Raw genomic sequence first — 22,458 nt, 5'->3', positions numbered from 1 at the left:
GGGAAAACACGATGACAAAATACAGGCTTGGCAATGAAACGCGTCTCTGGCGCTGGCAGGATGGATCAACGCCGTGCACAACCCTACTCAGACAGATTATTGCCGCAAAGGATTTTAACGATGTGACCAGCGGGACAAAAGGTGGTTGGGTTGAGGATGAACACGCGCTCGCCCAGGACGGGGATTGCTGGGTTTATGATGAAAACAGCGTGGTGTTTGCCGGGGCCAGGATATCCGGCAACGCCCGCCTCACCCAACCTTGCATCGTAAGCCACCGCGCACTCGTAGGCGGCAACAGCTGGCTTGACGCGGCAGAGGTGAGTCATGGCGTGGCAATAAGTGACAACGTCACTATCCAGCACTCCACCGTACGCGGGGAATGCCGTATCGCGGGTGACGCGCGGGTGCTGCATAACAGCATGGTGATTGCAGCCAAAGGGCTGACACCCGACCGTGAGCAGATCCTGCAGATTTACGACAGAGCCACGGTCAGCCAGTCGCGTATTGTGCATCAGGCGCAAATCTACGGCGATGCCATGGTGACCTGGGCCTTTGTTGAGCACCGCGCGGAGGTGTTCGACCGCGCCATTCTTGAGGGCAACGCGGTTAATAACGTCTGGGTGTGCGACTGCGCCAAAGTGTACGGCAACGCCCGCCTGCTGGCCGGTTTAGAGGATGATGCGATCCCGACCGTGCGGTACAGTTCACAGGTCGCGGAAAACGCCCTCGTCGAAGGTAACTGCGTGATTAAACACCACGTATTGATTGGTGGCGAGGCGTGGTTACGCGGCGGGCCGATCCTGATTGATGACAAGGTCGTTATTCAGGGGCGAGCGCGTATCAGCGGCGATGTCCTGATTGAGCATCAGGTGGAGATGACAGACGATGCGGCGATCGAGGCGCTGGAGGGTGAAAGCATTCACGTCCGGGGAGCCAAAGTGATCAACGGTGACACGCGGATCACCCGGACGCCGCTGCTGGGGGCGCTATAGCGGGAATAACCTGGCGTACAGGTTTACGTCATCGAAGCGGCCGTTGAGCATTTCCGCTTCCCGCAAACAACCTTCCAGCGTAAAACCGTTGCGCTGCGCCACGCGGTTACTGTTATGATTAGCCACGCGACATTTGATCACAAAGCGGCGGATCTCGCCGCGCTCAACGTAATAGCGCATAAACGCCTGTAGCGCCTGAGAGAGAATGCCCTGTCCCTGATGCGCTTTGTCAAGCCAGTAGCCGATGTACCCGGCCTTATTCGCAGGCTCTATCGCGTTAAAAGAAAGCACGCCCACCAGCTCGTCCTTCATGAAAATCAGGAACATTTTGGCGTAGCCGCGCTGGTGCAGCATCTGGTTGCTCTGCACGTTACGCCGCGTGTCCTCTTCAGTGCCGACATGCTGCGCCCAGTCGAAGGCGGTTTGCAGCCAGGTTTTGTTTTTAATAACGAGGTTATGCAGATCGGTGGTATAGCGCTCTTCGACGGCGCGAAGCTCGATTTCCTGGGTTACGGGGATAATTTCTGAAGACATAGTGCCTCTTAATTGCCGGGTGGCGCTAACGCTTACCCGGCCTACAAATGCGTCCGGATCAGGCCGGGTAAGGCGAAGCCGCCACCCGGCACAAACCCATAAGGACTAACGCATGATCCGATCGTCAACGTAGTTACGTTTGTCCGGCGCGGGCGGGAAATACTGGTACAGCCAGGTCTCGCTGATGGCGTCGCCCTGACAGCGCAGGAACAGACGCATATCGACCGGCTCGGTGGAGTCAGAGGTTGGGTACCAGTCAAACAGAATGCGATACCCGTCGAACGGCTCGACGTAGAGGATCTCCACCTGCTTCGCTTCACCGCTGGACAGGGTGATCACCGGCTCAATGCCCTTCGGTGCGGCGGCCTTCAAATCGCCCCCGACGAAGTCAATGGCAAAGCGACGGGCCCACACTTTCGGGTAATTTTCACCCGGCGCCCAGCCCTCCGGGAAGCCGCCCATACCGGTACGGGTAGCGTAGACGTTTGCCAGCGGTGAACGCACCGGCGGCTGCGCGCTCCAGTAGAGACGGTATTTGAAGTCCAGTTCATCACCCGCCTGCACCGGTTTCTCCGGCTGCCAGAAGCAGACCACGTTATCGAGCGTCTCGCCGGTTGTCGGGATCTCCATCAGGGCGATGGATCCTTTACCCCAGTTGTTGCGCGGCTCGACCCACAGGCTTGGTCGCTTGTTATACCAGCCCATGACGTCCTGGTAATGGGAGAAATCACGGTCAAGCTGCAACAAACCAAAGCCTTTCGGGTTTTTATCCAGATAAGCGTTAAATTGCAGCTTTTGCGGGTTGTTCAGCGGTCGGCAGATCCACTCTCCGTTACCGCGCCACATTGCCAGGCGGTCTGAATCGTGGATCTGCGGATGAATGGTGTCGCACATGCGGCGTTCGTTGTTGCCGCAGCTGAACATGCTGGTCATCGGCGCGATGCCGAGCTGCTTGATGTCTTTGCGCGCATAGAGATGGTTTTCGACGTCCATGATCACCTGGCTCTTCTCACAGTGGATCACAAACTTATAGGCACCGGTAATGCTCGGGCTGTCCAGCAGCGCATAGACGGTAAAGGTGGTATCGCCCGGCTTAACGGTTTCAAACCAGAAGGAGGTGAAATCCGGGAACTCTTCCGGGGTGTCAGTAAAGGTATCCACCGCCAGCCCGCGTGCGGAAAGGCCGTACTGGTAGGTATCATCCACTGCGCGGAAGTAACTCGCGCCCAGGAACGAAACGATATCGCGTCGCGCCAGCTCCGGCGCTTTAAAGACGCGGAATCCGGCGAAGCCGAGGTCACTCTGACCTTCAAGCTGTTTGGTATCCACGCCCGTATCGCCGTAGCTGAACAGCTCTGGACGGAAGTGGATCTCACGCGCCTGAGAGGTGCTTTGATCCAGCGAGAACATGCGCACGCGGCGGCGGAATCCCATCCCCATATGGAAGAACTGGGCGTCCAGCTGGCGACCTTCAATGTTATTCCACAGCGACTGTTTCTCATCGTAACGGATGGCGTTGTACGCCTGCGGCGTCATGGTGGCCAGCGTTTCCGGCAGCGGACGCGGCGCACCACCCCACGGGGTTTTCGCCAGATCGTGCGCCATGGATTGCAGAACAGAGAAGTCAAAGCGACGGCTCTGACCGTCGGCAATGTCGGAGTCAGCAGCATACGCCGCCTGGGAAAACAGAGAAGCAAGGCCAGAAGTGCCGCTCAGGGCAGCCATTGCCAGGGAACCTTTGAGAAAACGTCTGCGATTCATGCCTGAGAAAACGTCCTTATGGTCGTGTGAATGAGTTTCGCGCGCAGCGAAATGACGGCAAGAAAGAACGCACAGCCTAAACAAAAACGGTTAAGAATCCAATTGTTGGCGGGTGATTATCTGAACAAACCGAGAAATATTTTCTGTCGACCAGAACGGCCTGAAAGTGGTGTAAAAAACAGTAAATACACTAAATCATTCATGCTGGCTCAAGGCGGCAAGTCTGAGAATCTCCAGGAGCTTACTCAAGTAAGTGACTGGGGTGAACAGACGTAGCCAACGCAGAGGCAGCCTGAAGGATGAAGTGTATTTAAAAATGTCCCGGCTGGACATCAACAGCCGGGACCAACGAGGCGGTTATTTTACGCTGACATCGATACCCGGGAAGTACTTATCAGCCAGTTTAGCGATCGTGCCGTCGGCACGTACTTTATCAATTGCGGCATCAAGCTGCTTTTTGGTGGCCTCATCCCCCTTACGCAGCCCAAAGCCGATCCCACTGCCGAGGATGGTGTCGTCCGACACCGGTTTGCCGATAAAGCCAAACCCTTTGCCCTGCGGCTTGCTGAGGAAACCTGCCTGCCCGGCCGCTGACATGACCAGCGAGGCATCGATGCGGCCATTCAGCAGATCTCCCCAGGCCATATTCTGATCTTTATAAGACACCACGGTGACACCGTGCTTTTCCCAGTGCTCTTTGGCGTAGGTTTCCTGAATTGAACCCTGAAGAACGCCGATGGTTTTGCCCTTCAGCCCTTCCGGCGTGGCCTCTACCGCAGAACCGGCTTTGCCCACCAGCTGGGAGGGAATACGGTAGATGGGCTGGGTAAAATCAATGCTCTTACGACGCTGTTCGGTGATGTTCATCGCCGAGTTTATGGCGTCGAACTTTTTCGCCACCAGACCGGGAATCAACGCATCAAACGAGGTTTCTACCCAGCTGCACTTCAGCGCGGCGGCTTTACAGATGGCATTTCCCAGTTCTACGTCAAATCCTTCCAGCTCCCCTGAGGCATTGCGGCTTTCAAACGGCGGATATTCCGCTTCCAGCCCGTATCGCAACTCGGTAGCAGCAAACGACGAGAATGAACACAGCAGTCCTATGCCGACAACTAACGCGCGTAATTTCATCTCAAATTCCTTAACGTGGTGTAACCCGACAAAGGGCCTGGGCACCTGCCCGTAACGTCGCCTCATCTTTCGCAAAAGAGAGACGGATCAGTTTATTGTCCGTGCCATCGGCATAAAACGCTGACAGCGGAATGGTGGCAACCCCGTACTCGACAATCAGCCTTTTCACCATCTCGCTGTCGCGCTCGTCGCTAAAGCCGCTGTAATCCGCAAGCAGGAAAAACGAACCGGCACTCGGAAGCAGCCTGAACGGTGAGTCGGCGAGCAAACTTTGCAGCAGATCGCGCTTGCGCTGATAAAACGCCGCCAGCGACAGCCAGGTTTGCGGATCGGTCATGTGTTCGGCAAACGCGTACTGCATCGGCGTATCGGCCGAGAACATTAAAAATTGATGGACCTTACATATTTCATCCATCAGCTCCGCGGGCGCCACACAATAACCCACGCGCCAGCCGGTGACGTGATAGGTTTTTCCGAAAGAAGAAATAATCACGCTGCGCTCCGCCAGTTGCGGGTGCGTTGCCATCCCGTGATGCGGTTCGCCATCAAAAACGACGTGCTCGTACACTTCGTCAGACAAAATGATGATGTCGGTGTGGCGCGTCAGCGCTGCCAGCTGGTGCAGATCGGCGGCTGAAAACACCTGTCCGCTCGGGTTGTGCGGCGTATTGACGATGATCATCCGCGTGCGTGGGGTAATAGCCGCGCGTACTTCATCCCAGTTCACGGCAAAATCCGGTACCGTCAGCTTAATAGCGATCGGCGTCGCCCCCTGCAGACGGACAATCGGCGCATAGCTGTCAAAGGAGGGCTCGAAATAGATCACCTCATCGCCAGGATGAACCAGCCCGCTGATGGCTGAGTAAAGCCCTTCGCTGGCGCTGGCGGTCACCAGTACCTCACTCGCCGGGTCATAGCGGGTGCCATAGAGCGTGGCAATTTTGTCCGCGATGCGCTCTCTGAGCGGTTGCAGCCCGGTCATGGAGGCATACTGGTTATGCCCTGACTCCATGGCGCGAGTGACGCCGGAGATAAGTTTTGGGTCGCAGGAAAAATTCGGCGCACCCTGAGAAAGGTTGATGGCGTTATGCCGGGCTGAAAGCTGGCCGATAACGGTAAAAATGGTGGTTCCTACATCGGGCAATTTGGAGCGGGTCTGCACCGGCGTTTTCAAAGTCATCCTCTGTCCCTTCTCGTGGTGAATGCATAACTATTCAAACAATAACTTGATTGCCGGGACAATCGAATTGTTGTCATAATAGCCATGACAAAAACGCATAGCTAAGGTGAGATATGTCGCGTCGTTCATTTCCGCTTAATGCCGTAGAGACGTTTATCGTGACCGCGCGTCACCTGAATCTTACCCATGCCGCGAAGGAGCTTTGTCTGACGCAGGGGGCGGTAAGCCGCAAAATTGCCTCGCTGGAAAGCTGGTTCGGCTTCCCGCTGTTCGAACGCCATGCTCGCGGCCTGCGTCTTTCTTCACAGGGAAGCGCCCTGCTGCCGGAACTGCAATCTGCGTTTGAGCACCTGCTTAACGTTGCTGAACAGGCGCGGACGCACCAGACCGTAATTCGACTGAAAGCGCCTACCTGCGCGATGCGCTGGCTGGTACCGCGTCTGTTACAGGTCGAGCGCGAACAGCCGGAACTCCAGATTGCGCTGACCACTACCACCGATCATAACGTCAATTTCAAAACCGAATCCTATGACGCGGCGATTGTGTTTGGAACGCACATGAGCGCCGGCGATCTGCTGTTCGAAGAGGCCTTAACCCCGGTGATGAGCCCGCTGCGGGCCGGTTCTGCGCTGGAAACACTCACCTTCCTTCACCCCACGCGGGACAAAACGGACTGGACGCTGTGGCTGGCGAAACAGCCGCGTCCGGCGCCAGCTATGCTCAAAAATCAACACTTTGAAACCATGGATCTGGCCATTACCGCCGCCATTCAGGGGCTGGGCATCGCCATTGCGGATGAAACGCTGGTGGAGGAGGACGTGCGCGCCGGACGGCTGATACGGCCTTATGATACGAGCATAAAGACGGGGGCGAGCTACCGGCTGGTGTTACGCGACGCACCCGACCCGGAGAACGGGCTGGATGCGTTTCGTGCCTGTCTGCTCAGTCGAGGCTGACGTGGTGTTTCATTACCCGTTTGAAGAGGCTCATACGGGCACGCATAAAACGGTTTTCAAGCCGAAAACCTGCATGTTTATTCACACCGATGCGTAACAACACGTCCCGCCCTTTCCGGCAGGCGGGCCAGCGCGTGGGCCCCACCAGGCTATCGCGTGCTCCCGCATCCCGGGCGAAGCTCACCCAGTAGTCCGCCACCTGAGCGGCGAAGGCCAGATCGCGTTCATTTACATACTGCCGCGAGGGTTCCACCTGCCCAAGGGTATCGAACACGTAGGGCACTTCGTTACCGTGCCAGGCGCCGTTGGTATACGTCGCGTGCTCCGCTTCGGCCACATAATCAAACCAGTATCGCCAGCACAGGCCGCCTGCCCGCTGCTGCGCCTGCATCACCACGTATCCCATGGTGGTAAAGGCCATGTCGCGGCAAACCTGCCTGCCGAGTTCCTCATCGCCCTTCACGCCCGGATAAAGCAGCTTGATCAGCCCCAGGCCAAAGCGCCGCTCGCGACGGAGCTTCTGGATCTGCCCGGCAAGATCGACCCCGAACACCGACATCACGCTGGCTTCGTCGCTGTTTGACCCAATCATCACCGGTACTGAATGCTGACGGGCAGCGAAAAAGACATCGAGCATGGCCTCAGGCAAAACGCAGTCACCCACGATGGGCGCAGGGGCGATATTCAGTGGCGAGGTCAGCGGCCAGAACGCCTCAGGCGGGATCGCGCGAAGCTGTTCCGCGGTGGCATTTTGCAGGCCAAAATGGGCAGCAATCGCTTCGCCTTTATGCATGGCCTGCTCGCGCGGGGTGTCGGGCAGCGTGTACCCGCTTTGCACAATGGCTTTATGGAACAGTCCTCCCGCAAGCGGAGAAGCCATCAGCGACAGCACGCTGCGCGCACCGGCCGACTCGCCAAATACGGTGATGTTCTCAGGATCGCCGCCGAACGCGGCAATGTTATCGCGCACCCATTCCAGGGCCTGGATCTGATCGAGCAGCGCAAAGTTATGCACCACGCGTTCTTCTTCCCCCTCCAGCGCCGGGTGGGCAAAAAAGCCGAGGTGGCCGAGACGGTAATTAATTGTCACCACCACCGTGCCGCGCTTCGCCAGCGCCCTGCCGTTATACGGAGGCAGACCGCCAGCGCCGAGTGTAAATCCTCCGCCGTGCAGCCAGACCATCACCGGAAGCGGATCGGCGCGTACGGCTGGCGACCAGACGTTAAGGTACAGGCAGTCTTCAGAGAACTGGCCAGGATCGCCGCCGCCCAGCTCCTGACAGCTTTCGCTGCTCTGCCAGCTGGAGGCGGAGAACGCCGTCGCCGGACGCACGCCATCCCAGCGTGCAGGGGGGCGTGGGGAGCGCCAGCGCCACGGGCCAACCGGCGGTGCCGCATAAGGAATGCCACACCACACATGGGTATCGCCTTCAGTAGAACCAAGTAGTGCGCCCTGGCGCGTTTCAACCACAGGGGCGGAGGGATTTTCCATACCAACCTTCTTTTTCCATCACACCCCTGCAGAGTAACGGTTTCAGAGCAAACCGCAACGCTGTTTGCTGCGCGCTTCCGCCTCCTCGTAAAGCGTAAACTCGTCGTACACCGCACAGCCGAGCGCGGCTTCGAAGGCATTGCGGCTGGCATTGCCGTGGCTGCGCGCCTGCGTTTCATTGCCAAGATTCGACTGGAAAATCCCCGCAGCGCTGACGGGCAGAAAATCCTCATAGGTGATCGGCTGCGCCACAACCCAGCCGCGTTCGATCAGCGGCTGCGGATCGTCGCCGGGACGAAACGCGTGGCGATGCGCTTCACCTGTCGGAGTCAGACGGTAGCGGAAATAAGCCAGCCCCTGACGGCGCAGGAACATTTCGCTGTCCGGGAAGGTGCTGAAGATCTCGCGCAGGTGAAGCTGATGGGTCAGGTTGTCTTTGCCGGTCCCGGCCTGATTTAACAGACGGTCGTACAGCTCGCGCCCTTTCGGCGTAAGGGCCACGCCCCGCTGCTCAATCTCACCGAAACGCGCGGTATGCGTACCCTTGTGTTCTCCCGCGAAAAGCACCGGCTCTTCCAGCGCCTTAAAGCTGGTCTGGCGCAGGAGGATCGGCACCTCGCGGCGCGGCGGTCCTTCAATCAGGATTTTCGGCTCAATGCCGTACTTCGGCATCAGCTCCTGTACCCGGTCGATATCCAGCGTGCGCGGCGTGAGATGGTTGATATGGCACCCCGGGAAACAGACCACGTCGGCTATCAGGCGATGTTCGTTACTAAGCGCCAGATAGGTTTCCTGATCGACCGTCGCATGGCGATGCCAGCGGAAGGTTTCTAAGGCTTCCTGCACAAATTCGCGCGCCTGTGCCTCGGTAAAGTGTCCCTGTACATCATGCAGGTCGATCAGGTCCAGGCAGCGCGGCGTAAAGATGTTGCGCCGGGAGAGGATCTCTGCCGCCCTTTCGCGCAGCGCAACGTTTTCAATCAGCTCCAGGCGCAGCAGCGAGGTAAAAATGCGAAACGGATTACGGCAGAGCGCCGCATCGTCAGTCGGACGAAACGCCGTCGAGTGGACGGGGACGCCCGCCTGGGAGAGATCGTAGTAGCTGACCGGGTACATGCCCATAATGGCGAAGATCCGGCGCAGGGTGGAAAGCTCCTGCGCGGTGCCAACGCGGATCGCACCGTGACGTTCAACATTCAGGCGCGCCAGTTCGTCTGCATTTGCCAGTTGTTCATGTAAAAGTGGGTTATTTTCCAGAACCGCCAGGTTAACGTCCGCCACCAGTTCCAGCAAGGTGCCGTACTGCGGAACTTCCTGCTGGTACATCGCCGACATAGCCTGCGAAAAGTGTTCCCGAATATCATCAGCCGTGATGGTGTTCGCCATGATGTCATGCCTCCAGTGAATACTACCTGGAGTGTAGAGAAGCCCGTTCTTTTCGTTGGGAAGAATTTACAAATTGTGATCCAGGCAGACGAGTGGTCAAAGCATGGGCGTTTTCGAAAAACAGTTGTAACTCAAACAGATCAAATGTTAAAAATATTTTGCTATCAGGTTATCAAATTCAAACAACTTAACTTGTCACCCGCGTCGCTCTGTTTTTAACATCGCCTATGGAAAAAAATGGTCTGTTCAGTCAGCGCATACGCTTGCGCCATTTGCATACATTTGTGGCCGTCGCTCAACAGGGAACGCTGGGGCGAGCGGCTGAAACCCTTAACCTTAGTCAGCCTGCACTATCCAAAACGCTGAACGAACTGGAACAGCTTACCGGAACCCGTCTGTTCGACCGCGGCCGTCTGGGCGCTCAGCTTACGCTCGTAGGCGAACAGTTCCTGACGCATGCCGTTAAAGTTCTTGATGCCCTCAATACCGCCGGTCAGGCCTTAAACCGTAAAGAAGAGCAGGCCAGCGACATCGTGCGCGTGGGGGCACTGCCAACGGCGGCGCTGGGCATATTGCCTGCGGCGATCGGCCAGTTCCACCGCCAGCAAAAGCACGCCACGCTTCAGGTCGCGACCATGAATAACACCATGCTGCTGGCGGGCCTGAAGTCAGGGGAGCTCGATCTGGGCATTGGCCGGATGTCCGATCCGGAACTGATGAGCGGCCTGAATTACGAGCTGCTGTTCCTGGAATCACTGAAGCTGGTCGTGCGTCCGAATCATCCCCTGTTGCAGGATACCGTCACATTAAGCCGCGTAATGGAGTGGCCAGTGGTAGTTTCCCCGAAAGGAACGGTTCCGCGTCAGAATGCGGAAGCGTTGCTGCAAATGCAGGGCTGCACGCTGCCTTCAGGGTGTATTGAAACGCTCTCGGCGTCTCTTTCGCGCCAGCTGACGGTGGATTATGACTACGTGTGGTTTGTGCCGTCCGGCGCGGTGAAGGACGATCTGCGGCGCGGCGTGCTTACGGCGCTGCCGGTAACCTCGCCCGGCGCCGGTGAACCCATTGGGATCCTGACGCGGGTAGATGCCCCGCTCTCTGAAGGCGCCCAAACGCTGTTAAGCGCCATTCGTAAGTCAATGCCTCTCTGACCCTAAACGCAGAACCCGCCGCGAGGGCGGGTCTGTCTTACTCAGAACGTTTCCCAGTTATCACCTGAGACAGCCGCCGCCGGGGTTAAAGGCGCGGGTTTTGCTGCGGTTGCGGCAGCAGTCCTTCCTGCTCGTGCCCCATTGAGACGAAACGCGCCAACGGCTTCCGTCAGACGCGCGCCCTGCTCTTCCAGCGAGGCCGCCGCCGCAGAGGCTTCTTCCACCAGCGAGGCATTCTGCTGCGTCACCTTATCCATCTCGGAAATCGCCTGGCTCACCTGAACAATGCCGCGGCTCTGCTCATCAGACGCGGCCGCAATCTCCAGCATAATATCGGTGACGCGTTTAACCGCCTCGACGATCTCATTCATGGTATTGCCCGCCGCAACCACCTCCCCGGAACCCTGATCGATAAGCGATACCGATTCATTAATCAGGCTTTCAATCTCTTTCGCCGCGTTCGCGCTGCGGCTTGCCAGGGTGCGGACTTCACTCGCCACGACCGCAAAGCCGCGTCCTTGTTCACCCGCACGCGCCGCCTCGACCGCCGCATTGAGCGCGAGAATATTGGTCTGGAACGCGATGCTGTTAATCACGGCGGTAATTTCAGAGATCTTCTTCGAGCTGGTGGAAATATTACCCATGGTTTTCACCACGCCGGAGACCATCTGCCCCCCGCGGCTGGCCTTACCGGAGGCATCTTCTGCAAGTTTACTCGCATGATGCGCGTTATCGGCGTTTTGCTTCACCGTCGCGGTGAGCTGCTCCATGCTGGCCGCCGTCTGTTCGATGGCCGCCGCCTGCTGTTCGGTTCGGGATGAGAGATCGGTATTACCCGCGGAGATCTCGCTGGTTCCACGGTAGATCTCCTCCGCCCCCTGCCGCACCGTGCCCACGGTTGCCACCAGCGCGTGCTGCATTGTTTGCAGATCGCGCGTCAGGCGGCCAATTTCGCTGCGCCCGGTCGGTTCGTCCGGCATGGTTAAATCGCCTTTCGCGATATTTTCGATACGCGTAGCGGCTCGCTGAAGCGGGTTTATCACCGTACGGCGCAGCACCACAAAGGTGATCACCGCCAGCGCCAGCGCCAGGCCAAACGCGCCGAACATAAACATCAGCCCCAGCCGGGTGCGGGTGTGAGCCTGCGCCGTCAGTGCGTTGGCGCGTTCGGTGCGGATTTTTATCGCCTTCAGCAGCACCGCGTTATAGGCATCGTCCAGCGGACGCGCGGTCTCATTTTCATGGTTGATAATGGCTTCAAACATGCCGTTTTTGGCATATTTCAGCATCGGCTGCATACCGGCGATGTAGGCGTCATAGCGGGCTTTCAGATCGCCATCCAGCGCTTCATCAGCCTGAGTGCGAACGGTGCGCTTCATATAGGCGGCAAATCCATCCTGCGACTGCCTGATGCGGATCTCAGCCTCAGCGATGTTTTGTTTCATCGCCTCCATCTCCGCGATACGGCTCGCCGCCCCCGCGTGGATCATGTTGATACGGGCGGTGCGTAAATGGTTGGAACTGTTTGACAGACCGGTGCGCACCTGGATTTCTGCTGTGACATCCTGCTGATCGTTATCGGCCTGGAGCAGGAAATAGCCTGCCAGACCCGAGCTCAAGGCAAACAGGAGAATAATGCCACCGAGAATGGAGGAAAACAGCGGAACCAGCCGGATGTGATGCAAGAAACTCAGCTTGTGCTGCGCCTGCATCGATGTTGTGTTGTCCATGACCGTCGACTCTCTTATAGGTAAGATGCGTAAAAACACGCCTGTAAAAGAGTCATCGGCACAGCGGGGAATTAGATTACGCCTAAAAGCGCCAGACAGGTCACACTTTAGAGAAGATCAGGGAAGAAATGCCAGCGGGAAAAACCGCTGGCAGAATAATCAGTTGTCGCCGAAATGGATGACGGTACGAATGGATTTTCCTTCGTGCATCAGATCGAAAGCTTCGTTGATCTGCTCCAGCGGCAGGCGGTGCGTAATGAACGGATCGAGCTGAATTTTGCCGACCATCGCATCTTCAACCATGCCCGGCAGCTGTGTACGGCCTTTCACGCCGCCAAATGCCGACCCGCGCCATACGCGCCCTGTCACCAGCTGGAAGGGACGGGTTTTAATCTCCTGACCCGCGCCGGCCACACCGATAATGATGCTCTCACCCCAGCCTTTGTGGCAGCACTCCAGCGCTGAGCGCATCACGTTGACGTTGCCGATACATTCGAAGCTGAAGTCCACGCCGCCGTCGGTCAGCTCAACGATCACGTCCTGAACCGGTTTGTCGTAGTCTTTCGGGTTGATGAAGTCGGTCGCACCCATCTCACCTGCGAGCTTAAATTTCTCCGGGTTGGTATCCACAGCAATGATACGCCCAGCTTTCGCCTGTACCGCGCCCTGGATGACCGCCAGACCGATCCCGCCCAGGCCGAACACCGCCACGGTGTCACCCTCTTTCACTTTCGCCGTGTTATGCACCGCGCCGATACCGGTGGTGACACCGCAGCCGAGCAGACAGACTTTATCCAGCGGTGCCTGCGGATTCACTTTCGCCAGTGAGATCTCGGCGCACACCGTGTATTCGCTGAAGGTGCTGGTCCCCATGTAGTGATAGATTGGCTCGCCGTTATAGGAGAAACGGGTGGTACCGTCCGGCATAAGACCTTTGCCCTGCGTGGCGCGCACGGCCTGACAGAGATTAGTTTTGCCGGATTTGCAGAACTTACACTCGCCGCATTCTGCGGTGTAGAGCGGGATCACATGGTCGCCGGGCTTCAGGCTGGTAACGCCTTCACCCACTTCCACCACCACACCGCCCCCTTCGTGGCCGAGCACCGCCGGGAATACGCCTTCCGGATCGTCACCGGAGAGGGTAAACGCATCGGTATGGCAGACGCCGGTGTGAGTAATTTTGATCAGCACTTCGCCTTTCTTCGGCGGAGCTACATCAATTTCAACGATTTTCAGCGGCTGGCCTGGGCCGAACGCGACAGCTGCGCGAGATTTCATGATGTCTTTCCCTTGTTGTGAGGTGTGTGGGTTTATTTTAGATAAGAGCGCAGCAAATGGCCGACTTCCGCCATCCGCACTGCCCGCTGATCCGGGGTGGTCTCCCCCGTCACCAGCTCATCTTTGAGGTGAATTTCAACCATTTCACCCATCAGGCCATTGGCAGCACCGCGCACGGCGGCTATTTGCTGCAGAATGGCGAGACAGGGATCGCCCGACTCCAGGGCGCGTTCAAGGGCATCAACCTGGCCTCGAATGCGGCGGACGCGGGTCAGAATACGTTTTTTATCTTCGGGTGAATGCGGCATACGCCCTCCTGATACTATAGGGGGGTATGGTACCTCGTATGTTATTGCCCTGTAAACCACAAGATAGAGACGCTGCAATGAGCACATCGCCGGCAAGGAACAAAAGATATTTAGGGTTTATTCTGGCCGCTACGAATCCTATTTAGCTCGTAATGTTAAAATTCCGCACTTATATGGCACGATGTGAACAGAAATAACATTCTCGTCACCTAACATACTGCTACAAACAAAATGGTGGTGTTAATGATTGTACTAAAGAGCTTTTTATTCTTTGTTGGCGCGGCGGTCGCATGCGCGCTTATTATACTTTGTCTTTGGGTTGATATGCGGTTTGTCGGCCATGATATTCCGGAATTATCACTGACCGAAATTATGCAGGAAACGGTATTAGCGACTATCGTTTTTCTCCATTTTCGTCTGGCGAAAATGAACGAATCCATGCGTTACTGCAATATTCTGGTGGGTGGATTTTTCCTGACAATGCTAATTCGTGAGCTGGACGCGCTTTTTGATCTCATTTCTCATGGGAGTTGGGTGTGGTTCGCGCTGATTACCGCTCTGCTGGCGTTAATTCGCCCCGTTATGCATTTTCGCGCTACCCTGGAACAGCTGGCAAAATATACCCAATCCCCCTGGTACGGTATTCTGTTGAGCGGCCTGCTGGCTGTACTGGTCTTCTCCCGCCTCTTTGGAATGCAGGTGCTGTGGCACGCCATCCTGGAGCATGGCTATATGCGTGTCGTGAAAAACGCCGTGGAGGAAGGTTCGGAATCGTTCGGCTATATGCTGTGCCTGGCCGCATCCCTTGGCTATTACATTACCTTTCGCGCTAACGCACGAGAGAAATAGTCTCTTCCCGCTACGTAGACAGAGACGGCGAGGGAAATATTTATCCACTCCATCCTTAGGGCGTTATGGTGGACATGTAAGAAAGACATATCCTAAAAAGAGGTAATCAGGCGTCGATTTTAGCGAATTCTCTCTCACTCTTGCCATCAGCGTCTATCCTTAGACTATCAACAAAAGGAGGCTGGAATGTCTGATTTCGACACTGATAAAAATGCACAATACGCTGGCGATAAAGCCAAAAACAAACTTGATGAATTATCCGGCTCTGCGCAGCAGCAGTTTGGTGAATTCGTTGATTCCCCTAAACATCAGGTGAAAGGTGCAGCGAAAAAATATGCAGCCCAGGCCAGTGATGCCGTCTCGGATGTTACTGAAGCCGTCAGAAATAACCCGTTAACGGGCTTAATCGCTGCGGGTGCGGTAGGCATCGTTCTGGGACTTCTGCTGGGACGGAAATAATTTCAGGCCCTCCGGGGCCTTTTCTATGCCCCACGTTTTTCTCCCTCTCTTCCCCCCTAATTTTGATAGTTCTTATGACAAATCCCCGAACCGCACGAAAAACTTGTACAATTTAGATGTACAGATTTGACCGGATAGTATAAATTCGATGCCAGTGATGTTACAAAATTGTTTGTCAACGGTGGAAAATTATGCGTCGCAACCATGCTCCCTCTACAGCAGAAAGCGCTATAACCTTGTATTTTAACAAGGATAACGTCCCAACACAGCAGGAAACCCTTGGTGCCATCGTCAGTGAGATCATCAAAGAAAATGTACAACTGAGCAGAATGACAATTTGTACAAAGCTGTTGCGCAGAATTGAAGAATCAACGTCTGACGTTGAGAAAGCGCACTATAACAGTTTGATAGCCCTCTTCTTCGAGCGTTAACCTGAACACTGTTTTTAACTTACTAAGTTAGTCATGCTGAGTGAGAATAGAGCATCTGGATGCGATGACTAACCCCATGCTACAGCCGCGTGTAGCAGAGTGAGATTAAGCTATGCATAGAACTAAATTTGAACGACTTAAGGATGACCTTATCGGTGAGGCCGTATTATCCATACTGAAAGAGAACGGGCCTATTACCTTTGCGTCTCTTGCTAATCGCCTGCTGGCGATGGCTAACGTTGAATCAAATGATGAGCGTAAAAATGCATTGATTGCCGCTGAAGATGAAGTGCGCCAGCGTGTAACCGGCGTATCGCACGACCGGGGAAGAGTGATGGGCGATTATGAAATTGGCCGCATGCGCTCTCTCTTTACTCACAACACGCTTCTGAGCCCAAATAAGAAACACTAATTTTAACCGAGACGGTGACCACCATGAGTAAAGCGACTATGCACCAGACGTATAATTTTGAAGCCCTGCACGATAAAGGACTGGCGGAACACTTTCTTAATGCTGGAAAGCATCTCAGTGGTGAAGTTGAAGTGTTAGGCTCGGCAATACGCTGTATTATGCTGACCGGTGACAACCTTTCGAATAAAGAGATCATCCTGCAACTGATTCACGCCCTTGAAATTACCGAGGAGCCTGAAGCCTGCGATGTCATTCGCAACACACTTGAAATTGTTGTCGGCTTTACGCGTGATGATATCTGAGAATACACTATTGCGACGGTGATTGAGTGTTTTTTACTGGTGGTCGAATACTGTAGTCTGTCGTACCACCAGCATAGTGAAGCCGTTAACTAAATAGCCGTACCATTCGATCCAACTCTTCTTCTTTAACCGCGTGGGAAAGATAATAACCCTGGAATCGCTTAACCCCTAACGCGACAAGTTTTTCAAATTTTTCTTCGCTATCGACGCCTTCCGCAACGCATTCGGTCCCCGTCATGTCGCTGTAAACCTGTATCGCTTTAATAATGCTATAGTCTTTGTCGTTAGCCACAAAGTGCTCAACAATATCGCGATCAAGCTTTAGTCCATCAACATTAATCAGTCTGATGGGCAACATAGCATGATATTTTGAAAAACAGTCATCCAGAAAAAGCCGACATCCCTCGGCGCGTAAACGCTGGAGTGTTTCGGGAATATTTTTATCCTTTGTTACGTCAATCGTTTCAGCTAGTTCAAAGACTAGTTTCCCGGCCCACTGCGGTTTGAGTAACATTTCGACGGCCTTTTTGGCCATCCCCGGCAGCGCGTTTCCCGAAGCAAGTTGAGGAGGAATGTTAACTGAAAAATAATATTTTCCATTGTATTTATTGATACCTGATACGGCCGCATGGATGACTAACGCCGTTAGCTTGAGCCATATTTCACTATTTTTTATCCCTCCCAGAAAATAGGCTGGCTTCAGGATCTCACCTTTTTTATGCCAGCGCAGCAGGATTTCAAATCCAACTCCTTTTTTATCACTATCAGTGATAATTTGATAAGCCGCAAAGATTTCCCGTTTATGTAACGCTTGTAATATATCTATTTCCGTTTCCGAAAACACTTTTGTTTTATTTTTTACTGCACAAACCTCATCTCTGAAAACGCGAGAGTCGCTAAACCATACTCTGATAATATATAATTTACCCAAACCCACCTTGCGATGGGTATAAATAGTTTTATCTGACAGCCCTAACCTCTTACTCTGCTCTTTTATGGAAATACCCCGATAGAAATTCAGTAGCACGGTTAACTCGCGATGTGTTAACCCATGCAAATTTTCTTTACCCTCCTTGTCCGGTACGTTACGCAACAAGCGTGAAGGGCCAGCACGCTCATCTGTCTCATTTTTTACAAAGCCCATTATTTCTGTAATATTCTCTACCCTGATCGTGAAAAGCTTTTTTGTATTATTAACGAGACTTCTCAACGTTGCATTAAGCCATCGCTCAGGTAGTGCACCATACAGGGTGACCCTGCAAATCACTGGCAGTGCATTCAGAACGGATACCAAGCGCTTCAGGCTTTCAAGAAAAGTAGCAACGTCACGACCAAGGAAAACCGAAACCTCGGGCGATTGATTTTCCATCATTTTTTCAACGTCAACGGAACATATTTCATCCTCTTCAAAATGGAGTCGCGTGGCGTGTACGCCTCGAGATTTCAGAAGCAGGCTATACCCTTCAAAGGTGAAACCGCAGGCTGAAATAACAAACCGTTGCTTGTAGCAAGTACCTTGCACAGAAGGTAAATTTTGAGACATAACCTGCTCCTGAGAATACAAACATCATTCCCATATGTAATTAAAGCCAATATTCCTTGTCGCATTGAATAATTTTACCGCACCCCATTTGGTTAATAAACCGTTATCAATGTTATGCACATGAACATCTTTGCGTTAATCAACCGACTCATCCATATGCAGCATAAATATCATTTTCTTTTCATATAACAACAGTAACCAGGACTTTCTCAAGGTATAATGAAAATTCCGAAAAAGAAGTCCGGACACTTCTTCTCATCGGCTCAGACAAAAAAGAGAAAATGCTATGGATAATCACATCTCATCCAGAGCTTTGCTACATCGACGGGATGTCATTAAAAACAACCCGCGATTTAGTGAAGCTATAACAGAACATTACAGAATCAATGACGCCATTTATAAAAAACAACCCCTGTTCTACAAAACGATGCTTCAGGAATCACGGTTCAATATAATACTCTCAATATGTTGTTTTGTTTTTGGCAATCAGGCTGAGTCGGTCTCGGAGATTAAGGCACTGTGCTCACGCTATAATATCGCCAGCCCTAACAGCGTTATTGCAATCATCACCATACTTAAAACCACCGGGCGAATTAAGACCTGGCGCTGTACCGAAGATCGGCGAAAAACAAAAATCGCGCCTACGGAAAAAGGACTGGATGAGCTTAAACGCTATATGTCCGGGGCGTTCACGCCTGTTAGCATTCTTTATCCGACATTCAACATTAATGTTAATCTTCTGGACAATGACACACTCAGGCACAACTTTTTCCGGCGCGCCGCAGAATACCTTTTCCGCGGATTAACATTCAGTAAAGTACTTCCGGAGGTGGGTTTATTTATTGATAAGGATGGTGGCCGGATGATTATGCTCTATCTCTATTTGCAGGCCATTAAAAACAAAACAGCATACGGTGCCATAATAGCGTATTCAGCCAGCACACTTGCAAAAGAATTTTTCGTCTCGCGTATTCACGTCAACCGCATTATCAAATCGGCACAGGAGGCAGGTTATCTTAAAGATCGCGGCGATGGCCGGATGTCCATTTACCCGGCATTTATCGAACTTGTCGAAAATTATGCCGGTTTATATTTTGCCTATGTCACACATTACATCAATGTGGTACCAAAAGAACGACGCCATGCTGTCAACATGACGTCTACACTCTGATCTGACGGGCGTTCGGCTTGCTGAACGCCTTTTTTATCGCTCGCGCAGCGCCTCTTTTGCCTTATTTAACGGTTTCAGCAGATAATCAATGACGGATTTACTGCCGGTTTTGATATCAACCGTAGCTATCATGCCCGGAAACACCGGGAATTCCTTGCCCTGCCGGTTAGTCAGATGGTTACTGTTTGTACGGATATAAACGCGATAATAATAAACATCCCGTTTCACCTCGTCCTGAAGGGTATCCGGTGAAATCATCGTCACCTCCCCCTCCAGCCCGCCGTAAATGGAGTAGTCATAAGCGGTGATTTTCACCAGCGCTTTTTGCCCGGGATGGATAAACGCGACATCGCGCGGCGAGATTTTCGCTTCTATCACCATCTGGTCATCAAGCGGTACCAGGCTCATCAGTTTGCCGTTCGGCGGGATCACCCCGCCAACCGTCGTCACGTCAATGTCTTTCACGATGCCACGCACCGGCGCATTAAACGTTAAGCGGGTGAGTGAGTCTTCGCGCCCTTTCATCACCGAACGCTGCGCTTCGATTTCCGCGTTCGCTTTCGCCAGTTCTTCGCGGGCGCGAACGTAGTACTGGTTTTTCATCTCGGTGATTTTGCTCTCCAGCTCATTTTTTTGGCGTTCAAGGCGTAAGACTTCGACCTTACTGGCCGCCCCCTGCGTCACCAGCGGGCGCGTTAATGCCAGTTCACGCTGCACGAGATCCGCTCCCTGGCGTAAACCCGCCAGCCCTTTTTCAAGGCTTTCGCGACGAGACTGGTAAAGCGCCGTTTCCTGTTTAACCAGCTCAACGTCGTCATCCAGCTCTGCCGGGAATGTCAGCCCGGTGTCGTTCACTTCAGCATTCAGACGCGCGGCTGTCGCCATCGCAGCATTTAATCGAGACTCGCTCTCAAGCACGCTGGACTCGGTTTTCGTCCGGTCCAGTTGGGCAAGCTGTTGACCACGCTCGACGATATCGCCTTCGCGCACCATCAGACTGTGGATAATCCCCCCTTCCAGGGACTGGATCACCTGCTCGTGGGAGGACGGGATCACCTTGCCACTGCCCGTAGTGACCTCATCCAGCTGGAACAGGCTGGCCCAGGTAATAAACACCACCAGCAGGGCAAACAGCGACCATGCCACCAGCGACGATCGCGGCAGGCGGGGCTCCTTCAGTCGGCTATTAAAGCGGGAGAAATCATTCATGCCACGCCCTCCGTTTTCAGTTTAACCGTGCGCTGCGGCGCCTGCTGCGGGGCCATTCCGTGCTGGCGTAAAATGGCATCACGAGGGCCATCCATCACCACTTTGCCGTTTTCCAGCACGATAATGCGGTCAACCAGGTCCAGAATCGGCAGACGATGCGTCGCCACCACCAGCGTCCGGCGCTTACCGAGCCACTGGTGCAGATGCTGGATAAACTGCTTCTCGCTGACCTCATCCAGCCAGGCGGTGGGTTCATCCAGCAGCAGAATATTCGGCGAGGTGATCAGCGCGCGGGCCAGCAGCAGCGCCTGACGTTGCCCGCCGGAAAGCCCCATTCCGCCCTCGTTGATGATGGTGTTCAGCCCCATTTTCTGCTTGCGCACAAACTCCAGCGCGCCGCTATTGACCAGCGCCTGATGGATTTCCTCGTCTGTCGCCAGCGGATTACCCATCAGGATGTTGTCGCGTACGGAGCCGAAGAACAGCCTCGCCTGCTGACTGAGCAGCTGCATATCGCGGCGTACGTCAGCCGGGTCAAGATGATTGAGAGCAATATCGTCCAGCAAAATGCTGCCCTGCTGTGGCTCCTGCATTCCCGCCAGCAGGTGCAGCAAAGTGCTTTTCCCCGAGCCATTCCGCCCGAGCACCGCCACGCGCTCCCCGGCGCGAATGCGCAGTTTGCTGACGTTCAGCACGGTGAGCTTCTCTTCTTCGTCGTAATAAAACCCGACGTCGTCCAGCTGATAATCACCGCGCAGGTGGGCTTTATGCACTTTTTTGCCGTGCTGGGGATCGTCAATCGGACGCTGCATCAGGTCATCCAGTCCCTTGCGGGCCACCTTTGCTGACTGCCAGCGGGAGAGCACGCCGGAAATCTGCGACAGCGGCGCAATGGTGCGGGACGCCAGAATCGAGGTGCCCACCAGCGCACCGGTGGTCATGTCGCCGCTGATGACCAGGTAACAGCCCACCAGCAGCACCACGGCGTAGACGATAGATTGCACCTCCTGGGTCCAGGTCAGCAGCAGCCCCGTCAGCCAGCGCTGTTTCATGCCGACGCTGGCGGCAACGTCATTGGTGTTATTCCACTGGTTCTGGAACCGCTGCTCGGCGCGCATCAGCTTGATGTCCTCAAGCCCCTGCACCGCTTCCACCAGCGTGGCGTTACGAATCGCCGATTCACGCATCCCTTCGCTGGAGAGTTTTCCCAGCGGGCGCTGCACCAGCAGGCCGGGAATGAGCAGCAGCGGCACGGCCAGCAGCACCACCAGCACCAGCGGGCCGCCAATCATCCACAGAATGAAGACGAACAGCAGGAAGAACGGCAGATCGGAGATGGCTGCAATGGTGGTGGAGGTGATCAGCTCCCGCACCGACTCCAGCTCGCGGATCTGGGCGATAAACGACCCGGTCGATTTCGACCGTGCGCCGTTTTTAATCCGCAGGGCGTGGGCAAACACGCGCTCGGAAATACGCAGGTCGGCGCGTTTCCCTACCACATCCGAAATATGCACCCGCAGCATGCGCATGATGAATTCAAACACGATAGCGATCATCACGCCCCCAAACAGCACCCACAGCGTGGCCTCCGACTGGGACGGCACCACCCTGTCATACACCTGCATGGAAAAGACCATGCCGGAGAGCGCTAGCACGTTGGCGACCAGCGCCACCAGCATAATATCGCTGTAACGACGCCAGTCTTTCAGCGCCAGCTGCCAGAACCAGTTTTTCTCATAGGGTTTGATGTAATCATCCACGCGCGCATCCGGCGTGGACTCCAGGGGACGCAGCACCATCAGCCCTTTTAACCGCGAACCGAGTTCGTCACGCGTCAGCGTCGTCTCCAGGCCGCCGTCGCCGCTGAACTGCACGCTGATGTTCCCTTCGTTGTCCATACGGTTGATGACCGCGATTTGCCCGCCGGTGAACTCCGCCAGCAGCGGTAAGCGCCACGGGTCGAGCGATACGGCTTCCGCCGCTACCCAACGCATCCCCAGCCCAAGCTGGCGCGCCATCTCCTCCAGCACCAGCTGGCGCGAAGACTGGCTTTCATGGTTAATCGTGACCCGAACATGCTCCGCCGAAAAATCCAGCCGATAGTGCTTAGCGATAATGAGCATGCCCTGCAACCAGGGTTCGTACTGTGGATGTGTCTTCATAATGCTACGTCCTGTTCAGGG

22 protein-coding genes are annotated in these 22,458 nt (G+C 54.7%); 10 read left to right on the top strand and 12 right to left on the bottom strand.

The window, feature by feature from the left end; translation table 11 throughout:
* The first annotated feature begins 11 nt into the window (after positions 1-11).
* Positions 12-992 carry a YdcK family protein gene (gene ydcK, locus ACQG1K_RS10810; RefSeq protein ID WP_367074581.1) on the top strand — a complete coding sequence of 327 codons (981 nt, stop codon included), beginning with the start codon at positions 12-14 and terminating at the stop codon, positions 990-992.
* Here ydcK and rimL read toward each other — a convergent pair.
* Both rimL and ACQG1K_RS10800 read right to left on the bottom strand, forming a co-directional pair.
* Positions 987-1,526, bottom strand: coding sequence for a 50S ribosomal protein L7/L12-serine acetyltransferase (rimL, locus tag ACQG1K_RS10805; RefSeq protein ID WP_045622776.1), 540 nt, complete (start codon positions 1,524-1,526; stop codon positions 987-989). The two genes, ydcK and rimL, sit on opposite strands and share 6 nt — an antisense overlap.
* 105 nt (positions 1,527-1,631) lie before the next feature.
* Entirely contained in the window at positions 1,632-3,287 is a 1,656-nt protein-coding gene (locus tag ACQG1K_RS10800; RefSeq protein ID WP_032622222.1) for a glucan biosynthesis protein D, read from the bottom strand.
* 30 nt (positions 3,288-3,317) lie between these two features.
* Between ACQG1K_RS10800 and ACQG1K_RS10795 the strand changes: the two genes are divergently transcribed.
* A complete protein-coding gene (locus tag ACQG1K_RS10795; RefSeq protein WP_367074583.1) occupies positions 3,318-3,563 on the top strand; it encodes a hypothetical protein in 246 nt (81 codons plus the stop codon).
* An 81-nt stretch (positions 3,564-3,644) separates the two neighbouring features.
* On the opposite strand, the gene ACQG1K_RS10790 is transcribed toward ACQG1K_RS10795, so the two are convergent.
* Positions 3,645-4,418, bottom strand: a complete 774-nt coding sequence (locus ACQG1K_RS10790) for an ABC transporter substrate-binding protein (protein WP_038416033.1) — start codon at positions 4,416-4,418, stop codon at positions 3,645-3,647.
* Between the two features lie 10 nt (positions 4,419-4,428).
* On the bottom strand, positions 4,429-5,598 hold the full coding sequence (locus ACQG1K_RS10785; protein ID WP_023306171.1) for a pyridoxal phosphate-dependent aminotransferase: 1,170 nt from the start codon (positions 5,596-5,598) through the stop codon (positions 4,429-4,431).
* Between the two features lie 113 nt (positions 5,599-5,711).
* On the opposite strand from ACQG1K_RS10785, the gene ACQG1K_RS10780 reads away from it, so the two are divergent.
* Complete coding sequence (locus tag ACQG1K_RS10780) at positions 5,712-6,554, top strand: LysR family transcriptional regulator (protein ID WP_023306170.1); 843 nt, start codon at positions 5,712-5,714, stop codon at positions 6,552-6,554.
* On the opposite strand, the gene ACQG1K_RS10775 is transcribed toward ACQG1K_RS10780, so the two are convergent.
* Entirely contained in the window at positions 6,541-8,046 is a 1,506-nt protein-coding gene (locus tag ACQG1K_RS10775; protein WP_367074585.1) for a carboxylesterase/lipase family protein, read from the bottom strand. The two genes, ACQG1K_RS10780 and ACQG1K_RS10775, sit on opposite strands and share 14 nt — an antisense overlap.
* 42 nt (positions 8,047-8,088) lie before the next feature.
* Complete coding sequence (hglS, locus tag ACQG1K_RS10770; RefSeq protein WP_022648074.1) at positions 8,089-9,432, bottom strand: 2-oxoadipate dioxygenase/decarboxylase HglS; 1,344 nt, start codon at positions 9,430-9,432, stop codon at positions 8,089-8,091.
* Positions 9,433-9,659: 227 nt separating this feature from the next.
* On the opposite strand from hglS, the gene ACQG1K_RS10765 reads away from it, so the two are divergent.
* On the top strand, positions 9,660-10,583 hold the full coding sequence (locus ACQG1K_RS10765; protein WP_022648073.1) for a LysR substrate-binding domain-containing protein: 924 nt from the start codon (positions 9,660-9,662) through the stop codon (positions 10,581-10,583).
* Positions 10,584-10,624: 41 nt separating this feature from the next.
* On the opposite strand, the gene ACQG1K_RS10760 is transcribed toward ACQG1K_RS10765, so the two are convergent.
* The 3 genes from ACQG1K_RS10760 to ACQG1K_RS10750 all read right to left on the bottom strand — a co-directional run bounded on the left by ACQG1K_RS10760 (position 10,625) and on the right by ACQG1K_RS10750 (position 13,899).
* Positions 10,625-12,313, bottom strand: coding sequence for a methyl-accepting chemotaxis protein (locus ACQG1K_RS10760; RefSeq protein WP_367074588.1), 1,689 nt, complete (start codon positions 12,311-12,313; stop codon positions 10,625-10,627).
* A gap of 159 nt (positions 12,314-12,472) precedes the next feature.
* A complete protein-coding gene (locus ACQG1K_RS10755; protein WP_017693450.1) occupies positions 12,473-13,591 on the bottom strand; it encodes an S-(hydroxymethyl)glutathione dehydrogenase/class III alcohol dehydrogenase in 1,119 nt (372 codons plus the stop codon).
* A 32-nt stretch (positions 13,592-13,623) separates the two neighbouring features.
* Entirely contained in the window at positions 13,624-13,899 is a 276-nt protein-coding gene (locus tag ACQG1K_RS10750) for a metal/formaldehyde-sensitive transcriptional repressor (RefSeq protein ID WP_003857256.1), read from the bottom strand.
* A 243-nt stretch (positions 13,900-14,142) separates the two neighbouring features.
* Here ACQG1K_RS10750 and ACQG1K_RS10745 point away from each other — a divergent pair, with 243 nt between their 5' ends.
* The 5 genes from ACQG1K_RS10745 (at position 14,143) to ACQG1K_RS10725 (ending at position 16,352) form a co-directional block, all read left to right on the top strand.
* Positions 14,143-14,748 carry a hypothetical protein gene (locus ACQG1K_RS10745; RefSeq protein ID WP_022648071.1) on the top strand — a complete coding sequence of 202 codons (606 nt, stop codon included), beginning with the start codon at positions 14,143-14,145 and terminating at the stop codon, positions 14,746-14,748.
* Positions 14,749-14,934: 186 nt separating this feature from the next.
* Positions 14,935-15,207 (top strand): DUF883 family protein, encoded by a 273-nt coding sequence (locus ACQG1K_RS10740; protein ID WP_003857263.1) that lies wholly within the window; start codon positions 14,935-14,937, stop codon positions 15,205-15,207.
* Between the two features lie 191 nt (positions 15,208-15,398).
* Positions 15,399-15,638, top strand: coding sequence for a regulatory protein YcgZ (gene ycgZ / locus ACQG1K_RS10735; protein WP_154051247.1), 240 nt, complete (start codon positions 15,399-15,401; stop codon positions 15,636-15,638).
* 112 nt (positions 15,639-15,750) lie between these two features.
* Positions 15,751-16,050, top strand: coding sequence for a hypothetical protein (locus ACQG1K_RS10730; protein WP_023306164.1), 300 nt, complete (start codon positions 15,751-15,753; stop codon positions 16,048-16,050).
* A 23-nt stretch (positions 16,051-16,073) separates the two neighbouring features.
* Positions 16,074-16,352: a biofilm development regulator YmgB/AriR family protein gene (locus tag ACQG1K_RS10725; protein ID WP_075208094.1), complete on the top strand. Its 279-nt coding sequence runs from the start codon at positions 16,074-16,076 to the stop codon at positions 16,350-16,352.
* Between the two features lie 85 nt (positions 16,353-16,437).
* On the opposite strand, the gene ACQG1K_RS10720 is transcribed toward ACQG1K_RS10725, so the two are convergent.
* A complete protein-coding gene (locus ACQG1K_RS10720; RefSeq protein WP_367074592.1) occupies positions 16,438-17,895 on the bottom strand; it encodes an EAL domain-containing protein in 1,458 nt (485 codons plus the stop codon).
* Between the two features lie 286 nt (positions 17,896-18,181).
* Here ACQG1K_RS10720 and ACQG1K_RS10715 point away from each other — a divergent pair, with 286 nt between their 5' ends.
* Positions 18,182-19,066 carry a hypothetical protein gene (locus tag ACQG1K_RS10715; RefSeq protein WP_048966891.1) on the top strand — a complete coding sequence of 295 codons (885 nt, stop codon included), beginning with the start codon at positions 18,182-18,184 and terminating at the stop codon, positions 19,064-19,066.
* 33 nt (positions 19,067-19,099) lie between these two features.
* On the opposite strand, the gene ACQG1K_RS10710 is transcribed toward ACQG1K_RS10715, so the two are convergent.
* Positions 19,100-20,275, bottom strand: coding sequence for an HlyD family type I secretion periplasmic adaptor subunit (locus ACQG1K_RS10710; RefSeq protein WP_367074594.1), 1,176 nt, complete (start codon positions 20,273-20,275; stop codon positions 19,100-19,102).
* Positions 20,272-22,437 (bottom strand): type I secretion system permease/ATPase, encoded by a 2,166-nt coding sequence (locus ACQG1K_RS10705; protein ID WP_022648065.1) that lies wholly within the window; start codon positions 22,435-22,437, stop codon positions 20,272-20,274. The genes ACQG1K_RS10710 and ACQG1K_RS10705 overlap by 4 nt, the downstream gene beginning before the upstream one ends.
* Positions 22,438-22,458: the final 21 nt, after the last annotated feature.

Source organism: Enterobacter cloacae complex sp. 402C9 (assembly GCF_050030745.1).
Classification (GTDB): Bacteria; Pseudomonadota; Gammaproteobacteria; order Enterobacterales; family Enterobacteriaceae; genus Enterobacter; species Enterobacter intestinihominis.
Note: the sequence above shows the minus strand (reverse complement) of the source record. Positions and strands in the feature narration are given on the sequence as shown.